This window comes from Brevundimonas vancanneytii, from assembly GCF_901421975.1.
Taxonomy (GTDB): Bacteria; Pseudomonadota; Alphaproteobacteria; order Caulobacterales; family Caulobacteraceae; genus Brevundimonas; species Brevundimonas diminuta.
Genome location: NZ_LR588407.1, coordinates 1,940,269 through 1,956,676 on the forward strand (window position 1 = coordinate 1,940,269; position 16,408 = coordinate 1,956,676).

Consider the following 16,408-nt stretch of genomic DNA (forward strand, 5'->3'; position numbering starts at 1 on the left):
TGATGTCGTTCAGGCCGAAAGCTCTTTCCGGATGATCTCGGCGCCGGCGCCAAGGGCCTTCAGCTTGCCGTTGGCGACCCGGCGAGACAGAGGGGCCATGCCGCAGTTGGTGGCGGGATAAAGCTTGTCGGCGTCCACGAACTGAAGCGCCTTGCGCAGGGTGTCTGCGACCTCATCCGGCGTCTCGATCATGTCGGTCGCCACGTCGATGGTGCCGACCATCACCTTCTTGCCCCGGATCAGCTCGATCAGGTCCATCGGCACGCGCGAATTCTGGGCCTCCAGTGAAATGATGTCGATGCTGGATGTCTGCAGCTTGGGGAAGGCCTCCTCATACTGCCGCCATTCCGACCCCAGGGTCTTCTTCCAGTCGGTGTTGGCCTTGATGCCGTAGCCGTAACAGATGTGGACGGCCGTCTCGCACTTCAGCCCTTCGACCGCCTTCTCCAGCATCGCCACGCCCCAGTCGTTCACCTCATCGAAGAAGACGTTGAAGGCGGGCTCGTCGAACTGGATGATGTCGACGCCTGCGGCTTCCAGCTCCCGCGCCTCTTCATTGAGGATTTTCGCGAATTCCCAGGCCAGTTTCTCGCGGCTGCCGTAGTGGTCGTCATAGAGGGTGTCGATCATCGTCATCGGCCCCGGCAGGGCCCATTTGATCGGCTGATCTGTCTGCTGGCGCAGGTATTCGGCGTCTTCGACGAAGACCGGCTTCTGACGGCTGACGGCGCCCACGATCACCGGCACGCTGGCGTCATAGCGGTTACGGATGCGCATGGTCTTGCGCGTCTCGAAGTCCACGCCGTCCAGATGTTCGATGAAGGTGGTGACGAAATGCTGGCGGGTCTGTTCGCCGTCGCTGACGATGTCGATGCCGGCCCGGCGCTGATCGTCCAGCGACAGACGCAGGGCGTCCCGCTTGGCCTCGACCAGTTCCTCGCCCTCCAGCTTCCAGGGCGACCATAGGGTCTCGGGCTGGGCAAGCCAGACGGGTTTGGGCAGGCTGCCGGCGGTCGAGGTGGGCAACAGGGTTTTCATGACGGATGACTTTGTATGGAGAGGCTGATCAGGCGACGAAGCTGGCGGACCACTGGTCGAGGACGTCGCGGTACGGCTTGATGAAACGCTCTTCGACGAACCTGCCCTGCTCGACGGCCAGGCGGCTGCGCTCCTCGCGATCGTAGACGATGCGGGTCAGCGAATAGTCCTGACACTTCAGGCTGGGCTGGTACTGCTCGGTCGCCGGCGAATTGGCGTTGTAGATCTCGGGACGATAGATCTTCTGGAAGGTCTCCATGGTGCTGATCGTGCTGACTAGCTCCAGGTCGGTGTAGTCCGCCGTCAGATCGCCCACGTGGTAGAAGGCGAAGGGCGCCACGCTGCCCTTGGGCATGAAGTAGCGCACCTTCATCCCCATTTTCGCGAAATACTGATCGGTCGGCGAGAACGCGTCATTCTCGTACTCAAGACCCAGCACGACGTGCTCATCGCCGGCCCGATGGTAGGTCTTGTTGCTCGACACGCTCAGACAAATGACAGGCGGTTTGCCGAAATTATCCCGATAGGCGCCCGAATTCAGGAAATGCTTGAACAGCTTTCCATGCAGGTCGCCGAACCCGTCCGGCGCGCCGGCGCCGGGGTGGTTCTTCATGTGCTCCGGCAGAACCACGCTGAAGTCGTAGTCGCGGACGTAGGAGGAAAAGTTGTTGCCGATGATCCCGTCGATCCGCTCACCGGTGTTTCTGTCGATGACCGTCGTCTGAAGGATTTCAATCAGCGGGAAGGCGTCGGCGCCCTCGCTTGGCGAGACGCTCATTTCGACGGAGATGATCGTGAGTTCGACGGCGTAGCGATCCCCCCTGGGGTTGCCCCAGTGCGCCAGGGAGTTGAACCGGTTGTCGATCATCCTCAAGGTGTTGCGCAGGTTCTCCTGGCGGCTCTCGCCCCTGGCCAGGTTGGCGAAGTTGGTCGTGATCCGCGTGTTTTCAGCGGGAACGTAATTTTCGTCGAGCGCGGTGCGCTTGATGCTGAAGGTGAATTCGCTGCTCGCCATGGTCTCTGCCGTTGATGCTGTGGCGAGACAGCGGACAGGGACGCGCGACCGCCTGCGCTCGGAATCGTCCCGTCGCGGCGCTCATGCGGCCTGACCGGACACCCCGCCGGAGGACGTTATCTGTCGGGGCAGGTCTCCTGGCTCACGGGTCATCGCCTCCGGTCCGGCCTTCCCGAGAGCGAACCCTCAGTGACACGAAATTGACTATCGGCTCGCCGCTCACAGTTGCGGGGGCAGCGCCGGCCTCGACCAGGGTCTCACCGGCTTCCCTCTTAGCTCCGCCTCGCCCGCAGGCGACGCGCAGAACCACGACGCGGTGAAGATGACACGCCCTAGGCCAGAGTCAATATCAATATAAAGATATGTTTATATCATTATGAAACCAAAAAGGCAGGAAAGGTCATTCGAGGCTCTCGTAAGCTCCCATGACCCATGGCGGATCAGAAAGTCCGATCCAGGGCGATCTGAATCACGTCCGTGCGCCCTGAACGAAAACCCGCCTCGCAATAGGCCAGGTAGAAGCGCCAGAGACGGCGAAACCGGTCGTCGAACGCTTGGCCGTCCTGGCGGATCTCCTTCCATGCGGCGTCGAACCGGCGCATCCATTCGGCCAGGGTGTCGGCGTAGTCCCCGCCGAAGCGTTCCACGGCCGTCCGGTTCAGTCCGGCGCTCTCGACCACGGGCGCCATCCTGGCCTCCGAGGGCAGCGAACCGCCGGGGAACACGTACTTCTGGATGAAGTCGGTGCGGGCGTCATACTCGTCGAACAGATCGTCCTGAATGGTGATGATCTGCAGTCCGGCGCGTCCGCCGGGCTTCAGGACGTCATGAACTTTCTGGAAGTAGGTCGGCCAGTATTCACGCCCCACGGCCTCGAACATCTCGATGGAGGCGACGCGATCGAAGCGCCCCTGAACGTCGCGATAGTCGATCAGGCGAATGTCCGCGCGCTCGGCCAGACCCGCCTCGAACATCCGACGGCGGGCGTAGTCGTGCTGCTCGCGCGAGATGGTCACGCCGGTGACGACGGCGCCGACCTCGCGCGCCGCGAACTCGGCGAAACCGCCCCAGCCGCAGCCGATCTCCAGCACGCTGTGACCCGGCTGCAGATCCATGAGGCGCGCCAGGGCGGCGTATTTCGCCCGCTGGGCCTCCTGCAGCGACTGACCCGGCCGCTCAAACCGCGCCGCGGAATAGGTCATGGAAGGGTCCAGCCACGCCGAATAGAAGGCGTTGCCCAGATCATAGTGGGCGTGGATGTTGCGGCGCGATCCGCGACGACTGTTGCGGTTCAGCCTATGGCCCAGCCAGTTGACCGCGTTCATCAGGGGATTGCCGTCGAACAGGCGCCTGATGTGGTCATAGTTGTTGACCAGGGTCTCCAGCAGAACCGCCAGGTCCGGCGTATCCCACTCCCCCGCCATATAGCCCTCGGCGAAACCGATGTCGCCGCTCTTCAGCACCCGGGCGGCGAAGCGCGGATCGCGGATGACCAGAACGGCCGAATGCCCCGGCGATCGGCCGGTCAGCTGTCGGCTCGCGCCGTCGGGCAGCACCAGGGTCAGCCTCCCCCAGGTCCAGTTCGAGGACAACAGCCGCAGCAGCAGGTCGAGCACAGGGGCCGATGTCTTTTCCCGCCGGTCGCCGTAGAAGGTCGTGGTCATGGCGTCACAAGCCTCTTGCGTAACGGCGTCATAGCGCCTCGTCATCCACGCGTCGTCCCGAGACCGCCTTCAGCGCCTCCAGGGCCCGCGTCCGCGCGTCGCCATGATCCACGATCGGACGTGGATAGTCGCGCCCAAGACTGATGCTGGCCTCGGCCAGAACTGCGCCCGGCGCCGTCCATGGCGCGTGCAGCCAGCGGTCCGGCAAGGCGCGAAGTTCAGGAACCCAGCGACGGACATAACGGCCGACAGGATCGAACTTCTCGCCCTGGGCCACAGGGTTGAAGATGCGGAAATAGGGAGCGGCGTCGGCGCCGGAACCGGCGACCCACTGCCAATTCTGCACATTGCTGGCCAGGTCCGCGTCCACCAGCGTGTCCCAGAACCAGGCCTCGCCCTCGCGCCAGTCGATCAGCAGATGCTTGATCAGGAAGGAGGCGACCACCATCCGCACGCGGTTGTGCATCCAGCCAGTCGCCCACAGCTCCCGCATCCCCGCATCGACCAGGGGATAGCCGGTCCGCCCTCTCTTCCACGCCTGCAGCCGCTCGGGATCGGTGCGCCAGGGCATGGCGTCGAACTCGGACCGGAAGGCCCGCTCGGTCACGTAGGGGAAGTGATGCAGCAAATGGGCCGAGAACTCTCGCCAGCCTATCTCGGCGACGAACTTGTCAGCCTGGACGGAGGCGACACGCCCTTCGACGGCGGCGGCGCGAACGGCCCGAACCACGCCGCGCGGACTGATCTCGCCCCAGTGCAGGTGCGGCGACAGGCGCGACGTTCCGTGACGCCCCGGCACGTCCCGCCCCGCGGCATAGTCCGCCAGGCCGCCGTCGATGAAGGCGGACAGGGCTGCCGCGGCCCCCGCCTCGCCTGGCGTCCAGTCGAAGCCGCCTGACCAGTCGGGCGCCGAGGGGTGCAGCCCCCATGCGTCGAGATCGTCGCCGGCCGGTCCCTCGGGCGTGGTCAAACTCTCGGGCGCGGGCGTCGCCGGCTTTTCAGGCACGACTTGCAACAGCGCCTTCAGGAAGGGGGTGAAAACCCGATAGGGCTTCCCTTCACCCGTCAGCACGGCGCCGGGACGCACCAGCAGACCGCCGTTGAAGCCGTGGCTGTCGACGCCTTCGGCCTTCAGGGCATGGGCGATGTCGGCGTCCCGGGCGAAGGCGTCCGGTTCGAAGCGCCGGTTCATGAACACCCGGTCCACGCCCGTCTCGTCGATCAGACGGCGCAGTTCGGCCTCGCTGTCGCCGCGCCGCAGGATGAGCCGCCCCCCGCGTCCGCTCAGCGCCGCATCGAGCGCCCGCAGCGACTTGTCCAGCCACCACAGGGAGGCGGCGCCGAGACGACGCCCCTCTCCGCTCTCGTCCAGGATGTAGACCGGCAGGATCGGCCGTCCGGTCGCGATCGCGGCCGTCAACGCCGGATTGTCCGTCAGCCGGAGATCGCGCCGAAACCACAGGATGACGGGACGCGAGAACTCACCGGCCAAGACGGCTCTCCCGCGCTTGTTTTTGAATCGTCACAGGCTCCCAGGCGGGCGACGGCTGACGGGTCAGAGGAACCCGCTTCAGCCAGAGTTTCAGCGCCTCCCAATGAATCGCAGCCACGACCTTGAGCGTCAGGAACGGCAGGGCGACCGCCGCCGACAGCAGATCGGCGTCGGTCAGGTCATGACGCTCGCCCGACATGGCGGCCGTGATCAGCACGCCGCCCGAGTCGACGCCGTCGATGGTCAGGTCCAGACGCTCGCCCGGCGCATGGCCGCGAAACTCATAGTCCATCTCCATCCCCATGAAGGGCGAGACATACAGGGCCTTGGCCGCGCCCTGCCGGATCAAGCCCGCCGCCTGGTCCTCGACCGGAACAGGGATGACATAGGCGTGGCGCACGCCGAAGGTGCTGGTCACTTCATAGACCACCGCCGCCAGACGGCCGTCGGCCCGATGGCAATAATAGAGGCTGATGGGATTGAAGACATAGCCCAGCACGCGCGGCATGGTCAGCAGGCGTATCGGCCCGCCCTCCAGCGCGACGCCAGCCCGCTCCAGCCAGGCCTCGATCTGAGGCCGCAGGGCCGCGCCCGAACCGTCGCCGTGGTCCCGATCGTGAAAGGACACCAGGTTGAAGCGATTGCGCGAGAACAGGCGCAGCCGCCGATCCAGGCCGTCGATCTCAGCCAGGTCCAGCAGCAGCCAGAAGACGCGATAGCTCAGGCGGTGATCGCGCGGCCGCAGCCGCCTGTGCGTGACGCCGCCGCGATACAGGGCCGAGGCCTGGGTCACGCCGCCGCCTCCAATAGGTTGGGCACGGGCGGCAGATGGATGCGCCCGCTCTCGTTCCGGACCGTCCAGGGCCGCCGCACCCCGCCCAACTGTTCGGCCACGGCGAGCCCGGACTGCAGGCCGTCCTCGTGAAAGCCCGCGCCGAAATGAGCGCCGCAGAACCAGACCCCGCCCTGCCCCTGCAGGCTCCACAGCTGCTTCTGGGCCTGAATGGCGGCGGGGTTGAAGATGGGGTGCTCGTACAGTTCGCTGCGCAGCAGGGTGTCCGGACGCGGCGGACGCGGCGGATTCAGGGTGACGAACAGGTCTTGGCCTCCAAGCCCCTGGAGACGGTTCATCCAATAGGTGACGCACAGGCCGTCGTCGGCGCCGATGTAGTTCCAACTGGCCCAGGCGCGACGACGACGCGGCATCAGGCTCTGGTCCGTATGCAGCACGGTCAAGTTGCGGCTGTAGCGGAAAACCCCCAGCACCTCTCGTTCGCGCGGCGTCGGCTCGGCCAGCATGGCCAGGGCCTGGTCCGCATGGGCGCCGATGACCACATGGTCGAACCGTTCGACGCCGCCCTGGCTGTCATGGACGACGACGCCCTCGCCGGAGCGCCGCACCGCCGTCACGCCGCGATCCAGACGAATGTCAGGGATCGCCCGCGCCAGCCTCTCGACATAGACCCGGCTGCCGCCCTCCACCGTACGCCAAAGGGGGCGACCGACCAGCTTCAGCAGACCGTGGTTGCCGCAGAAGCGGATGAAGGCCTCGGCCGGATAGTCCATCAAGGCGTGCGCGGGCGAGGACCAGATGGCCGCCGCCATCGGCAGCAGGTGATCGTCGCGGAAGGCTTCGCTGAACCCCTGTCGCTTCAGATAGTCGCCCAGCGTCAGTTGGGGATCGGTCAGCTCGGACAGATCCTCCGGCGCCTGCCGATAGAACCGCAGGATCTCGCTCAGCATGGACCAGAAGCGCGGCCGCAGCAGATTGCGCCGTTGAGCGAACAGGCCCGGCGCGGCGTATTCGAACCGCCCCTGATCCAAGGACACGGCGAAGGACATGTCGGTCGCCCGTGTCGCAATCCCGAGATGCTCGAACAGGGCGATCAGATTGGGATAGGTGGCGTCGTTGAAACAGATGAAGCCCGTATCGACAGGAACCTCGCCCTGCGGCGTTCCGGCCGTCACCGTATTGGAATGGCCGCCCAGCCGTTCGGCCTTTTCATAGAGCGTGACCCTGTGCCTCTGGGACAGCAGCCAGGCCGAGGACAGGGCGGCCACGCCCGACCCCACGACGGCGACCTTCAGGGGCGCTTTGGACGGGGCGGCGAAGGATGACGACATGGGAGCTCCGGCGAAACCCGCGATCAAAGGCGATGCAGGTCCGGCTGATACGACCGGAGCGGTCGAACGGATGACGATTGATCCAGACTTTTGCGCGAAGCGTATTAGGCTCCATGCATGTCGAGGCTCCGTCTTTCGCATCCCCTGAACAGCGCGTCGGCGTAATGAGCGACGAGGCTGAAGACGCGCTTGAGCATGATCGGCTGATCGAGGCGGTGGCCCTTCGCCGCGATCGCGAAGCGTTCGCCCGCTTGTTCGAACATTTCGCCCCGCGCCTGAAGGCCTGGCTGATGAAGTCGGGCGCGACGGCCGCCGCAGCCGAAGACTTCGCCCAGGACGCCATGCTGACCGTCTGGCGCAAGGCGGACCTGTTCGACGCCCGCAAGGCGCGGGCTGCGACCTGGATATTCACCATCGCTCGCAACCGCCGCCTGGACATGCTGCGACGCGACGCCCGCGCCCTGCCCACGCCCGAGATCGAACCGACCGAGGACGAGGCGATGCGGCCCGACGCCATCCTGGCCATGGCGGACGACGCCCGGCGCGTGCGCGAAGCCCTGTCCCGGCTGAAGCCCGACCAGGTCGAAGTCCTGCGCCTGGCCTTCTTCATGGACAGCCCCCATTCCGAAATCGCCCAGCGGCTCGACCTGCCGCTGGGCACGGTCAAATCCCGTATCCGCAACGCCATGATCAAGCTGCGCACGATCCTTGAACCGTCAGAGGAGGCGTCGCGATGACCGTCGCCGCCCGCAATCCTTCCGAAGAACGCCTGCTCGCCTACGCCGCAGGGACGCTGAGCCCGCCCGAAGCCGTGGTCGTCGCCGCCCACCTGGCGCTGCGGCCCGCCAACGACGCCTGGGTCCGTCGGTTGCAGTCCGTCGGCGGCGAGTTTCTGGAGACCACCCGTCCCGCAGACCTGTCAGACGGCGCCCTGGCCCGAGCCATGGCGCGGATCGAGACCGACGCCGGCGAGGCGCGCGTTCCGCCGCCGCTGAACGACATGGCGGAACTGCCCGAGCCCTTGCGCCGCTACGCCCTCGGCCCCTGGCGCTGGATCGGGCCGGGGATGCGGGTGCGCGACGTGCACGCCCCGCGCGACGGCGACTGCCGGGTCATCCTGTTGAAGATCGAACCCGGCCGGGAGACGCCTCGCCACACCCACGGCGGCGTGGAACTGACCTGCGTCCTGTCCGGCGCCTACGCCACCGAGACCGAGCGGTTCGGGGTCGGCGATCTGGAAGAAGCCGACGAGGATGTGCTGCACCGACCGCGCGTCGTCTCCGACGAGCCGTGCCTGTGCGTCGTCGCCCTGGACGGCCAGATTCAGCTCGACGGCTGGCTGGGCCGGCTGATGCAGCCTTTCGTGCGGCTGTGATCGGCCCCGTCCTGGCGCTGTGGGCCGGGGCGGCGCTGTTCCTCGTCCTCGTCATGACCGCCGCCTGGCTGGCGCAGCGTCGCACGGGACAGGGCGGTTGGGCGGACGCCTTCTGGTCGCTGGGCCTGGGCGCCGCGGGCGTCTTCGTCGCCCTCTTTCCGCTTGACGACGGCGCGCCGTCGGCCCGCCAGACGCTGGCGGCCTGCCTGATCGGCGCCTGGGGGCTGCGCCTTGGGCTGCACATCGCCGCGCGCGCCCGCTCATCAGAAGAAGATCCGCGCTACGCCCGCCTGCGACAGGAGTGGGGGCCGCGTTTCCAGTCGCGGATGTTCGGCTTTCTGATGCTGCAGGCGGGCGCCGCCGCCTTCTTGGCGCTCAGCATACTCGTCGCCGCCCGCAATCCGGCGCCGGGCCTGACGGTTCAGGACGCCCTTGCGACTCTGGTGTTCGGGGTCGCCTTGATCGGCGAAGGACTGGCCGATCATCAGCTGAAACGCTTCAAGGCCGACCCCGCCAACCGGGGCAAGGTCTGCGACGCGGGCCTCTGGGCCTGGTCGCGCCATCCCAACTACTTCTTCGAATGGCTGGGCTGGTGCGCCTGGCCGATCTTCGCCGTCGACCTGAGCGGCGGCTGGCCCTGGGGCTGGCTGGCGCTGAGCGGGCCCGCCTACATCTACTGGCTGCTCACCCGCGTATCGGGCGTGCCCCTGCTGGAGGCTCATATGCGTCGCTCACGGCCCCAGGCCTTCGCCGCCTACGCCGCCCGCACCAGCGTCTTCTTCCCTCGTCCGCCGCGCGACTAGAGAAGACGCAACGCCTTGGCGGCCAGGGCGCAGGCGATCGCAGACGAACCGCCGCTGACGATCACGCCCCACGTCATGTCGATGAGCGAGAGCTTCAGGCTCCAGGTCTTCAGCGTGGCCAGATTGGTCAGGTCGTAGGTTCCGTAGGCGAACAGGCCGAACAACCCGCCCCACAACAAGGCCTTTTTCCACCCGCCCTCGGCCAGCCCCGGCAAGACGGCGAAGATCGTCAGACCGGCCGCGTACAGGGCGTAGAAGGCGATTGCGGGCGCGAGCCTGAAATTATCAGCCAGCATAGAGCCGATGAAAGGTCGATAGAGCCGATCCCCCATGCTACCCAACCAGGCCGTGTCGATCACCGCGAAGGTGGCGAGGGTGAGAATATAGGCGATGGCGATATTCATCTGGCTCTCCCGAAGCGTCGATGTCCATACGCTCGCCGACATGGCGTGGATCAGTTTCTGAAAATAGACCTTTCTGGAGACCGTCAGAAAAGACGCCACCAAAAAAGAGACCCCCCGAAAACTTCGAAGGGTCTCGCAACATCACTTTATGTCGGCAATCTATCGACGCCGCTGGAAGCAGCGCCAAGAGACTTTCACAGAGCCTGAATCATTCCCACTCGATGGTGCCCGGCGGCTTCGACGTCACGTCGTAGACGACGCGGTTGACGCCGCGGACTTCGTTGATGATGCGCGTGGCGGTCTTGGCCAGGACGTCCCAGGGGAACTGGTAGAAGTCGGCCGTCATGCCGTCGGTCGAGGTGACGGCGCGCAGGGCCAGCACCTTCTCATAGGTGCGGGCGTCGCCCTGGACGCCGACCGTCTTGACCGGCAGCAGCACGGCGAAAGCCTGCCAGATGTCGTCGTAGAGGCCCGCCTTGCGGATCTCGTCCAGATAGATGGCGTCCGCGTCCTGCAGGGTGGCGACGGCCTCAGGCGTGATCTCGCCGGGGATGCGAATGGCCAGGCCCGGTCCGGGGAACGGGTGGCGGCCGACGAAGGCGTCGGTCAGACCCAGTTCGCGACCAAGCGCCCGCACCTCGTCCTTGAACAGTTCGCGCAGGGGCTCGACCAGCTTCAGCTTCATGAAGTCCGGCAGGCCGCCGACGTTGTGGTGGCTCTTGATGACGTGCGAGGGGCCGCCGGTCGGGGACACGCTCTCGATCACATCGGGATAGAGGGTGCCCTGGGCCAGGAAGGCGGCGCCTTCGATCTTGGCGGCCTCACGGTCGAACACCTCGATGAAGACGCGGCCGATGGTCTTGCGCTTGGTCTCCGGGTCCGAAATCCCGGCCAGCTCGCTGAGGAATTCCTTCGAGGCGTCAACGTGCACCAGCGGGATGTTGTAGTGCTCGCGGAACAGTTCCGTGACCTGTTTGGCCTCGTCCTTGCGCAGCAGGCCGGTGTCGACGAAGACGCAGGTCAGCTGGTCGCCGATGGCCTCGTGGATCAGCACGGCGGCGACCGAGCTGTCGACCCCGCCCGACAGGCCGCAGATGACCTTGGCGTCGCCGACCTGTTCGCGAATCTTGGCGATCTGCTCGTCGCGATAGGCGGCCATGGTCCAGTCGCCGGTCAGGCCCGCCACGCCGTGGGTGAAGTTCTTCAGCAGTTGGGCGCCGCGCGGCGTGTGCACCACCTCGGGGTGGAACTGCACGCCGTAGATCTTGCGCGTCTCGTCGGCGATGGCGGCGAAGGGCGCGCCTTCCGAGGTGGCGATGACGTGGAAGCCTTCCGGCAGGGCCGTCACGCGGTCGCCGTGGCTCATCCACACCGGCTCGCGGTGATCAAGGGCGCCGATGCCGGCGAACAGGGGGCTGTCCTTGGTGATGACGATCTCGGCGCGGCCGAACTCGGCGTGGTGGCCGCTCTCCACCTTGCCGCCCAGCTCGGCGCAGATCAGTTGCTCGCCGTAGCAGATGCCCAGGATCGGCGCGCCGTAGTCGAAGACGGCGTGATCGACGCGCGGGCTGTCGGCGTCGGTCGTCGAGTTGGGGCCGCCCGACAGGATGATGGCCTGGGGCTGCATCGCCTTCAGAGCTTCACCCGCCTTGTTGTAGGGGTGGATTTCGCAATAGACGCCGGCCTCGCGCAGGCGGCGCGCGATCAGTTGCGTCACCTGGCTGCCGAAATCGATGATGAGCACCTTCTGGTGTTGGGTCGGCTGGGTCATTAGGTCGAATCCGGGGCGAGCGATTGGGCGAGGGTTTGGCCCTGAAGGGCCGGAATTTCAAGGGCGGAGAGGCCTGAGTTCGTCAGCACCGCGATCAAGCCGTCCACGGCCTGGGCCAGGTTCTCGTCCACCAGATGCAGGGTCGAGGTCCAGTCATGCAGGCCCGTCAGTTCGGCCTTGCCGTCCGACACGCCGCGCAGCGCCAACAGCGGCAGGCCGAAGGTCTGGGCCGCGCGGACCAGGGCCCAGGTCTCCATGTCCACCATCTCGGCGTCGATAGCGTCATAGGCGGCGCCCGAGACGACGTTCCCGCCGGTCGACAGGCGCGCGCTCGGCACGCCGGGGATGGGGCACGGCAGCGGCAGAACGGCGGGCATGTCCAGCAGCGGCGTCACCCCCTTCTCGAACCCCAGGGCGCTGGCGTCCATGTCGCGATAGGCCACGGACGACGCCTGATAGACCGCCGCGTGATCCAGCACGCGCGACCCGCACGAGCCCAGCGACAGGATCAGGTCCGGCGCCTCGCCCCTCGCCTCCAGACGCGCCAGAGCCGCCGTCAGCGCCACCGCTCCCTCGACCGGCCCGATGCCGGTCATCAACGGGTCGATGCGGGCGCGCAGATGCTCGCCGTATTCAGCGGGCGCCGCCATCACCGGCAGGACCGTGACGACGCCGTAGCGCTCCAGCCTCATGAAGCGCGCTCGAACAGGGCGATGAAGAAGCCGTCCGTGCCGGTCGCGGCGGGCGACAGGCGCAGCTGGTTTCCTTGCGCCAGGGCGGTCAGGCGTTCGCGCCCCGCCTCGGTCAGGTCCGCGCTGTGCGCCGCATCGGCGATCGGAACGGGCTTGAAGTCCGGGTGCGCGGCTTCGAAGGCGGCGGCCGTGGCCTCGTTCTCGGCGCCCAGCACCGAGCAGGTGACATAGGCCAGACGCCCGCCCGGCCGCACCAGCTTGGCCGCCTGCCCCAGAATGCGCAGTTGCAGCGCGTGCAGACGGGTCACTTCCTCAGCCGTCAGGCGCCAGCTGTCCTCCGGCCGACGCCGCCAGGCGCCCGAGCCCGAGCACGGCGCGTCGACCAGCACCACATCGGCCTGACCGTTCAGATCCTCGACCCCGCCGCCGTTCGTACCCAGCAGGCGCAGGTCGGCCTCGACGCCCGCGCGGGCCAGGCGCGGCTTCACATTGTCCAGACGCTTGGCCGAGACGTCGCAGGCGATCAGCGCGCCCTGCCCCTGCATGGCCTGCACCAGGCCCAGCGTCTTGCCGCCGCCGCCCGCGCAGTAATCCACCACCGTCGCGCCGGGGAAGGCGCCGGACAGCCAGCCGACCACCTGGCTGGCCTCGTCCTGAATCTCGAAATGGCCGTTCTGGAAGCCGTCCAGCGGCTGCACGTTCGGCGCAGGCTCGGCGTCCAGACGCAGGCCCCAGCCCGACAGTTCCGTGCGCTGGGGCGACAGGCCTGCGTCGCGCAGTTCGACCTCGACCTCCTCCATCGTGGCGCGAAGCGAGTTGACGCGCAGGTCCACGGGCGCGCGACCGCTCAGGGCCTCGACCTCTTCGCGCCAGCGGTCGCCGTGGACCGCCTTCAGGTCCGCCGTCACGAAGTCCGGCAGGGCGACCTCGGCCAGATCGACCGCGTCCTCGCCCGCCATGACGCGGCCGCGCTCGTGCTTGGACAGGGGACGCGGGCCGTAGCCTTCGCCGTTGTAGAGGCCTTCGATCTCCTCCAGCGTCGCGCCGTCCAGCACCGACAGGGCGCCGACGATCAGGGCGCGTCCGTCCTGACGCCCGCCCATGAAGGCCGACAGGCGGCCGCGCGCGCGCAGCACCTGATAGACGCGTTCGGCGATGGCGCGGCGGTCGCCCGAACCGGCATAGCGGTTCTGCTGGCTCCAGGCCTTGAGCACGGCGTCGGCGGGCTGGCGGCCTTGGGAAATGCTGTCGATGATGGCAGCGGCGGCGGCCAGACGGGCGGCTGGGGTCAAATCAGACTCGGATGAAAAGGGCCAGAAGGCACAGCGCCAGTCCCGCGAACGAGACCAGCCACACCAGCGACCGGATATAGGGAACGCCCAGGGCGTAAAGCGGGATATAGGCGACGCGCGCCCAGAAGTAGAGGGCCGCGCCCCACGCCGTCAGCGCGCCGGTCCGGTCAGCGACCTGGGCGATCAGCACGGCGCCGATGAACAGCGGCAGGGTCTCGAACAGATTGGCCTGAGCGCGGTCCAGGCGAGCAACGATGGGGCCGGTCGTTCCGGGCGTATGGTCCCGCGATCCGAACCCCCACTTCAGACCGAACTTCAGGTCGCGCGCGGCCGCCGGCAGCATGATCTGGATCAGGGCCAGCACCAGCGTCGCCGCCAGATAGGTCAGTTCAGTCGTCACGCCCGTCTCCTGTTCTACTCGCCCAAAACAAAACCGCTCCCGACCGGGGCCGGGAGCGGATCAGGTCAGCCCTGACGATAGTTGGGCGCCTCGCGCGTGATCATCACGTCGTGGACGTGGCTCTCACGAAGGCCCGCATTGGTGATGCGGACGAAGCGCGCGCGCTCCTGGAAGTCCGGAATGGTGGCGCCGCCGACATAGCCCATGGAGGCGCGCAGGCCCCCGACCAGTTGGTGCACCACCGGGGCGATCGGCCCCTTATAGGCGGTCTGGCCCTCGATGCCTTCGGGGACCAGCTTCTCGGACGAGACTTCCTTCTGGAAGTAGCGGTCGGCCGAGCCGCGCGCCATGGCGCCCACCGAGCCCATGCCGCGATACGACTTGTAGGACCGGCCCTGGTACAGGAAGACCTCGCCGGGGCTTTCATCCGTGCCTGCGAACATCGAGCCCATCATGGCGACATTGGCGCCCGCCGCGATGGCCTTGGCCAGATCGCCCGAGAACTTGATGCCGCCGTCGGCGATGACCGAGGCGCCCGTGCCTTCCGCCGCGCGGGCGGCGTCGACGATGGCCGTCAGCTGCGGCACGCCCACGCCCGCGACGATGCGGGTGGTGCAGATGGAGCCCGGCCCGATGCCGACCTTCACCGCATCGGCGCCCGCGTCGATCAGGGCGCGGGTCGCGTCATAGGTGGCGACGTTGCCGGCGATGATCTGGACGCGGTTGTTCTCGCGCTTAATGCGCTCGACCACCTGGGCGACCGAGGCCGAGTGGCCGTGGGCGGTATCGATCACCACCACATCCGCGCCCGCATCGGCCAGCGCCATGGCGCGCTCGAACCCGGCGTCGCCGACGGTCGAGGCGGCGCCGACGCGCAGGCGGCCCTGCTCGTCCTTGCAGGCGTTGGGGAAGGCCTGGGCCTTCTGGATGTCCTTCATGGTGATCAGGCCGACGGCGCGATAGGCGTCGTCCACCACGATGACCCGCTCGATCTTGCGCGTGCGCAGCAGCTCGCGCGCCGCCTCGCGTCCGGCCGAGCCTTCGCGCAGGGTGATCAGCTCGCCGGTCGTCATCAGATCGGCGGCCTTGAGGTTCAGGTCCGTCTCGAAGCGCATGTCGCGATTGGTCAGCATGCCGACCAGCTTGCCGCTCTTGGGATCGACCACGGGGAAGCCGGTGATCTTCTTGCGCTCGACGATCTGAAGGACTTCGCCCAGCGTCGTGTCGGGGGCGACCGTGACCGGGTTCACCACCATGCCGCTTTCATAGCGTTTGACGGCGCGGACCTCTTCGGCCTGCTCGTCGATGGTCATGTTCCGGTGCAGCACGCCCATGCCGCCCGCCTGCGCCATGGCGATGGCCAGGCGGCTTTCCGTCACCGTGTCCATGGCGGACGACAGCAGCGGGATGTTCAGTTTGATTTCGCGTGTCAGCTGGGTCGAGACGTCGACATCAGCGGGCATGACCTCGGACGGACCGGGTTCGAGCAAAACGTCATCGAAGGTTAGGCCTTCGCGTATCTCCATTTGGAGCCTCCATTTTGCGGGCCGCGTATAGCCCCCGTTTGCGGGGAACCGCAACCCCAAGCCCGCGCTATCGTGCATATAAGAGGAATTGCCTTGAAACGGACGGCGAGAGGCCGCATTTCCCGATAATGGTTCGCATCTTGATCAACACGGCGCGACAGCTCGCTCTCAAGATTGCGAGCTACGGCGCCATGCACCTGATCGTCGCGATCCTGGTGGCCTTCGCCCTGACGCGCGACTGGCGGCTGGCGCTGGCGGTCGGCGTGGTCGAGCCGATCTTCCAGACCATCGCCTATTCCATCCACGACCGCGTCTGGCACCGGGTCGAACGCCGCAAGATGCTGTCTGGCGTCGAGGAGACGGCCGAGGCCTTCACCGCCCGTCTGGAGGTCATGAACGCGCACGAGCAGAATCGCGCGCACAACCATCATGGCCAGGGCCACGGACACAGCCACGCCCTGCCCCGCAACCTGAAGCAGATCGCGCTGAAGACCGTCACCTACGGCGTCATGCACTTCACCGTGGCGGTGCTGGTGGCCTTCGCCCTGACGCGCGACATCCGCATCGCCCTGGCCATCGGCACAATCGAGCCTCTGGTGCAGACGGTCTTCTTCACCCTGCACGACCGCATCTGGACGCAGGTCGAGGCCAAGAAGGCCGCCCGCCGTGCCGCCGCGGCGGCCGAGGGCGCGTCGGCCTAGCCGACGCCCTCCGCCACGCCCGCGCCGCGCCCTCACAGACGCCGTCGTCCGTCTGCGTGAAGTCGGCAAGGATGAGCGCGTCGCCGCGCTGGATCCTCGGGTCAAGCCCGA

At 67.1% G+C, this 16,408-nt stretch carries 16 protein-coding genes and 1 riboswitch; of the genes, 4 read left to right on the top strand and 12 right to left on the bottom strand.

Going from position 1 to position 16,408, the window contains the following annotated elements; translation table 11 throughout:
• Positions 1-9 precede the first annotated feature (9 nt).
• The 6 genes from FGL25_RS09530 to FGL25_RS09555 form a co-directional block, all read right to left on the bottom strand.
• A complete protein-coding gene (locus tag FGL25_RS09530) occupies positions 10-1,038 on the bottom strand; it encodes a methionine synthase (protein WP_138141566.1) in 1,029 nt (342 codons plus the stop codon).
• A 28-nt stretch (positions 1,039-1,066) separates the two neighbouring features.
• Positions 1,067-2,053, bottom strand: a complete 987-nt coding sequence (locus FGL25_RS09535) for a DUF1852 domain-containing protein (protein WP_138141567.1) — start codon at positions 2,051-2,053, stop codon at positions 1,067-1,069.
• A 110-nt stretch (positions 2,054-2,163) separates the two neighbouring features.
• A riboswitch (cobalamin riboswitch) is annotated at positions 2,164-2,379 on the bottom strand.
• A gap of 114 nt (positions 2,380-2,493) precedes the next feature.
• The gene (locus tag FGL25_RS09540) at positions 2,494-3,717 is read right to left on the bottom strand and encodes an SAM-dependent methyltransferase (protein ID WP_138141568.1); all 1,224 of its coding nucleotides are present in this window, start codon (positions 3,715-3,717) and stop codon (positions 2,494-2,496) included.
• A gap of 28 nt (positions 3,718-3,745) precedes the next feature.
• The gene (locus FGL25_RS09545) at positions 3,746-5,209 is read right to left on the bottom strand and encodes a cryptochrome/photolyase family protein (protein WP_138141569.1); all 1,464 of its coding nucleotides are present in this window, start codon (positions 5,207-5,209) and stop codon (positions 3,746-3,748) included.
• Positions 5,199-6,002: a DUF1365 domain-containing protein gene (locus FGL25_RS09550; RefSeq protein WP_138141570.1), complete on the bottom strand. Its 804-nt coding sequence runs from the start codon at positions 6,000-6,002 to the stop codon at positions 5,199-5,201. The genes FGL25_RS09545 and FGL25_RS09550 overlap by 11 nt, the downstream gene beginning before the upstream one ends.
• Positions 5,999-7,333 (bottom strand): NAD(P)/FAD-dependent oxidoreductase, encoded by a 1,335-nt coding sequence (locus FGL25_RS09555; RefSeq protein WP_003163823.1) that lies wholly within the window; start codon positions 7,331-7,333, stop codon positions 5,999-6,001. The genes FGL25_RS09550 and FGL25_RS09555 overlap by 4 nt, the downstream gene beginning before the upstream one ends.
• Positions 7,334-7,497: 164 nt before the next feature.
• Between FGL25_RS09555 and FGL25_RS09560 the strand changes: the two genes are divergently transcribed.
• From FGL25_RS09560 to FGL25_RS09570, 3 genes are read left to right on the top strand one after another with little or no spacing between them, the layout of a single operon-like run.
• A complete protein-coding gene (locus FGL25_RS09560; RefSeq protein WP_252970108.1) occupies positions 7,498-8,070 on the top strand; it encodes a sigma-70 family RNA polymerase sigma factor in 573 nt (190 codons plus the stop codon).
• Positions 8,067-8,708, top strand: a complete 642-nt coding sequence (gene chrR, locus FGL25_RS09565; RefSeq protein WP_003163825.1) for a cadmium/peroxide/UV radiation responsive anti-sigma factor ChrR — start codon at positions 8,067-8,069, stop codon at positions 8,706-8,708. The genes FGL25_RS09560 and chrR overlap by 4 nt, the downstream gene beginning before the upstream one ends.
• A complete protein-coding gene (locus FGL25_RS09570) occupies positions 8,705-9,511 on the top strand; it encodes a DUF1295 domain-containing protein (protein ID WP_197733818.1) in 807 nt (268 codons plus the stop codon). Before chrR ends, FGL25_RS09570 begins: the two co-directional genes overlap by 4 nt.
• On the opposite strand, the gene FGL25_RS09575 is transcribed toward FGL25_RS09570, so the two are convergent.
• The 6 genes from FGL25_RS09575 to guaB all read right to left on the bottom strand — a co-directional run bounded on the left by FGL25_RS09575 (position 9,508) and on the right by guaB (position 15,596).
• Positions 9,508-9,915 carry a DUF2177 family protein gene (locus FGL25_RS09575; protein WP_138141571.1) on the bottom strand — a complete coding sequence of 136 codons (408 nt, stop codon included), beginning with the start codon at positions 9,913-9,915 and terminating at the stop codon, positions 9,508-9,510. The two genes, FGL25_RS09570 and FGL25_RS09575, sit on opposite strands and share 4 nt — an antisense overlap.
• Before the next feature lie 208 nt (positions 9,916-10,123).
• Entirely contained in the window at positions 10,124-11,686 is a 1,563-nt protein-coding gene (guaA, locus tag FGL25_RS09580; RefSeq protein WP_138141572.1) for a glutamine-hydrolyzing GMP synthase, read from the bottom strand.
• Positions 11,686-12,378: a 5'-methylthioadenosine/S-adenosylhomocysteine nucleosidase gene (locus FGL25_RS09585; protein ID WP_138141573.1), complete on the bottom strand. Its 693-nt coding sequence runs from the start codon at positions 12,376-12,378 to the stop codon at positions 11,686-11,688. Before FGL25_RS09585 ends, guaA begins: the two co-directional genes overlap by 1 nt.
• Positions 12,375-13,670 (bottom strand): RsmB/NOP family class I SAM-dependent RNA methyltransferase, encoded by a 1,296-nt coding sequence (locus FGL25_RS09590; protein WP_138141574.1) that lies wholly within the window; start codon positions 13,668-13,670, stop codon positions 12,375-12,377. Before FGL25_RS09590 ends, FGL25_RS09585 begins: the two co-directional genes overlap by 4 nt.
• 1 nt (position 13,671) lies before the next feature.
• A complete protein-coding gene (locus FGL25_RS09595) occupies positions 13,672-14,070 on the bottom strand; it encodes an MAPEG family protein (protein ID WP_138141575.1) in 399 nt (132 codons plus the stop codon).
• A gap of 65 nt (positions 14,071-14,135) precedes the next feature.
• Complete coding sequence (guaB, locus tag FGL25_RS09600; RefSeq protein WP_003164492.1) at positions 14,136-15,596, bottom strand: IMP dehydrogenase; 1,461 nt, start codon at positions 15,594-15,596, stop codon at positions 14,136-14,138.
• Positions 15,597-15,724: 128 nt separating this feature from the next.
• Between guaB and FGL25_RS09605 the strand changes: the two genes are divergently transcribed.
• Positions 15,725-16,297, top strand: coding sequence for a DUF2061 domain-containing protein (locus FGL25_RS09605; protein ID WP_138141576.1), 573 nt, complete (start codon positions 15,725-15,727; stop codon positions 16,295-16,297).
• Positions 16,298-16,408: the final 111 nt, after the last annotated feature.

Excerpts from the sequence above, each read along its gene's own strand:
- FGL25_RS09530 (WP_138141566.1), bottom strand. The coding sequence starts at position 1,038 with ATGAAAACCCTGTTGCCCACCTCGACCGCCGGCAGCCTGCCCAAACCC.
- FGL25_RS09535 (WP_138141567.1), bottom strand. The coding sequence starts at position 2,053 with ATGGCGAGCAGCGAATTCACCTTCAGCATCAAGCGCACCGCGCTCGAC.
- FGL25_RS09540 (WP_138141568.1), bottom strand. The coding sequence starts at position 3,717 with ATGACCACGACCTTCTACGGCGACCGGCGGGAAAAGACATCGGCCCCT.
- FGL25_RS09555 (WP_003163823.1), bottom strand. The coding sequence starts at position 7,333 with ATGTCGTCATCCTTCGCCGCCCCGTCCAAAGCGCCCCTGAAGGTCGCC.
- FGL25_RS09560 (WP_252970108.1), top strand. The coding sequence starts at position 7,498 with ATGAGCGACGAGGCTGAAGACGCGCTTGAGCATGATCGGCTGATCGAG.
- chrR (WP_003163825.1), top strand. The coding sequence starts at position 8,067 with ATGACCGTCGCCGCCCGCAATCCTTCCGAAGAACGCCTGCTCGCCTAC.
- FGL25_RS09575 (WP_138141571.1), bottom strand. The coding sequence starts at position 9,915 with ATGAATATCGCCATCGCCTATATTCTCACCCTCGCCACCTTCGCGGTG.
- guaA (WP_138141572.1), bottom strand. The coding sequence starts at position 11,686 with ATGACCCAGCCGACCCAACACCAGAAGGTGCTCATCATCGATTTCGGC.
- FGL25_RS09585 (WP_138141573.1), bottom strand. The coding sequence starts at position 12,378 with ATGAGGCTGGAGCGCTACGGCGTCGTCACGGTCCTGCCGGTGATGGCG.
- guaB (WP_003164492.1), bottom strand. The coding sequence starts at position 15,596 with ATGGAGATACGCGAAGGCCTAACCTTCGATGACGTTTTGCTCGAACCC.
- FGL25_RS09605 (WP_138141576.1), top strand. The coding sequence starts at position 15,725 with ATGGTTCGCATCTTGATCAACACGGCGCGACAGCTCGCTCTCAAGATT.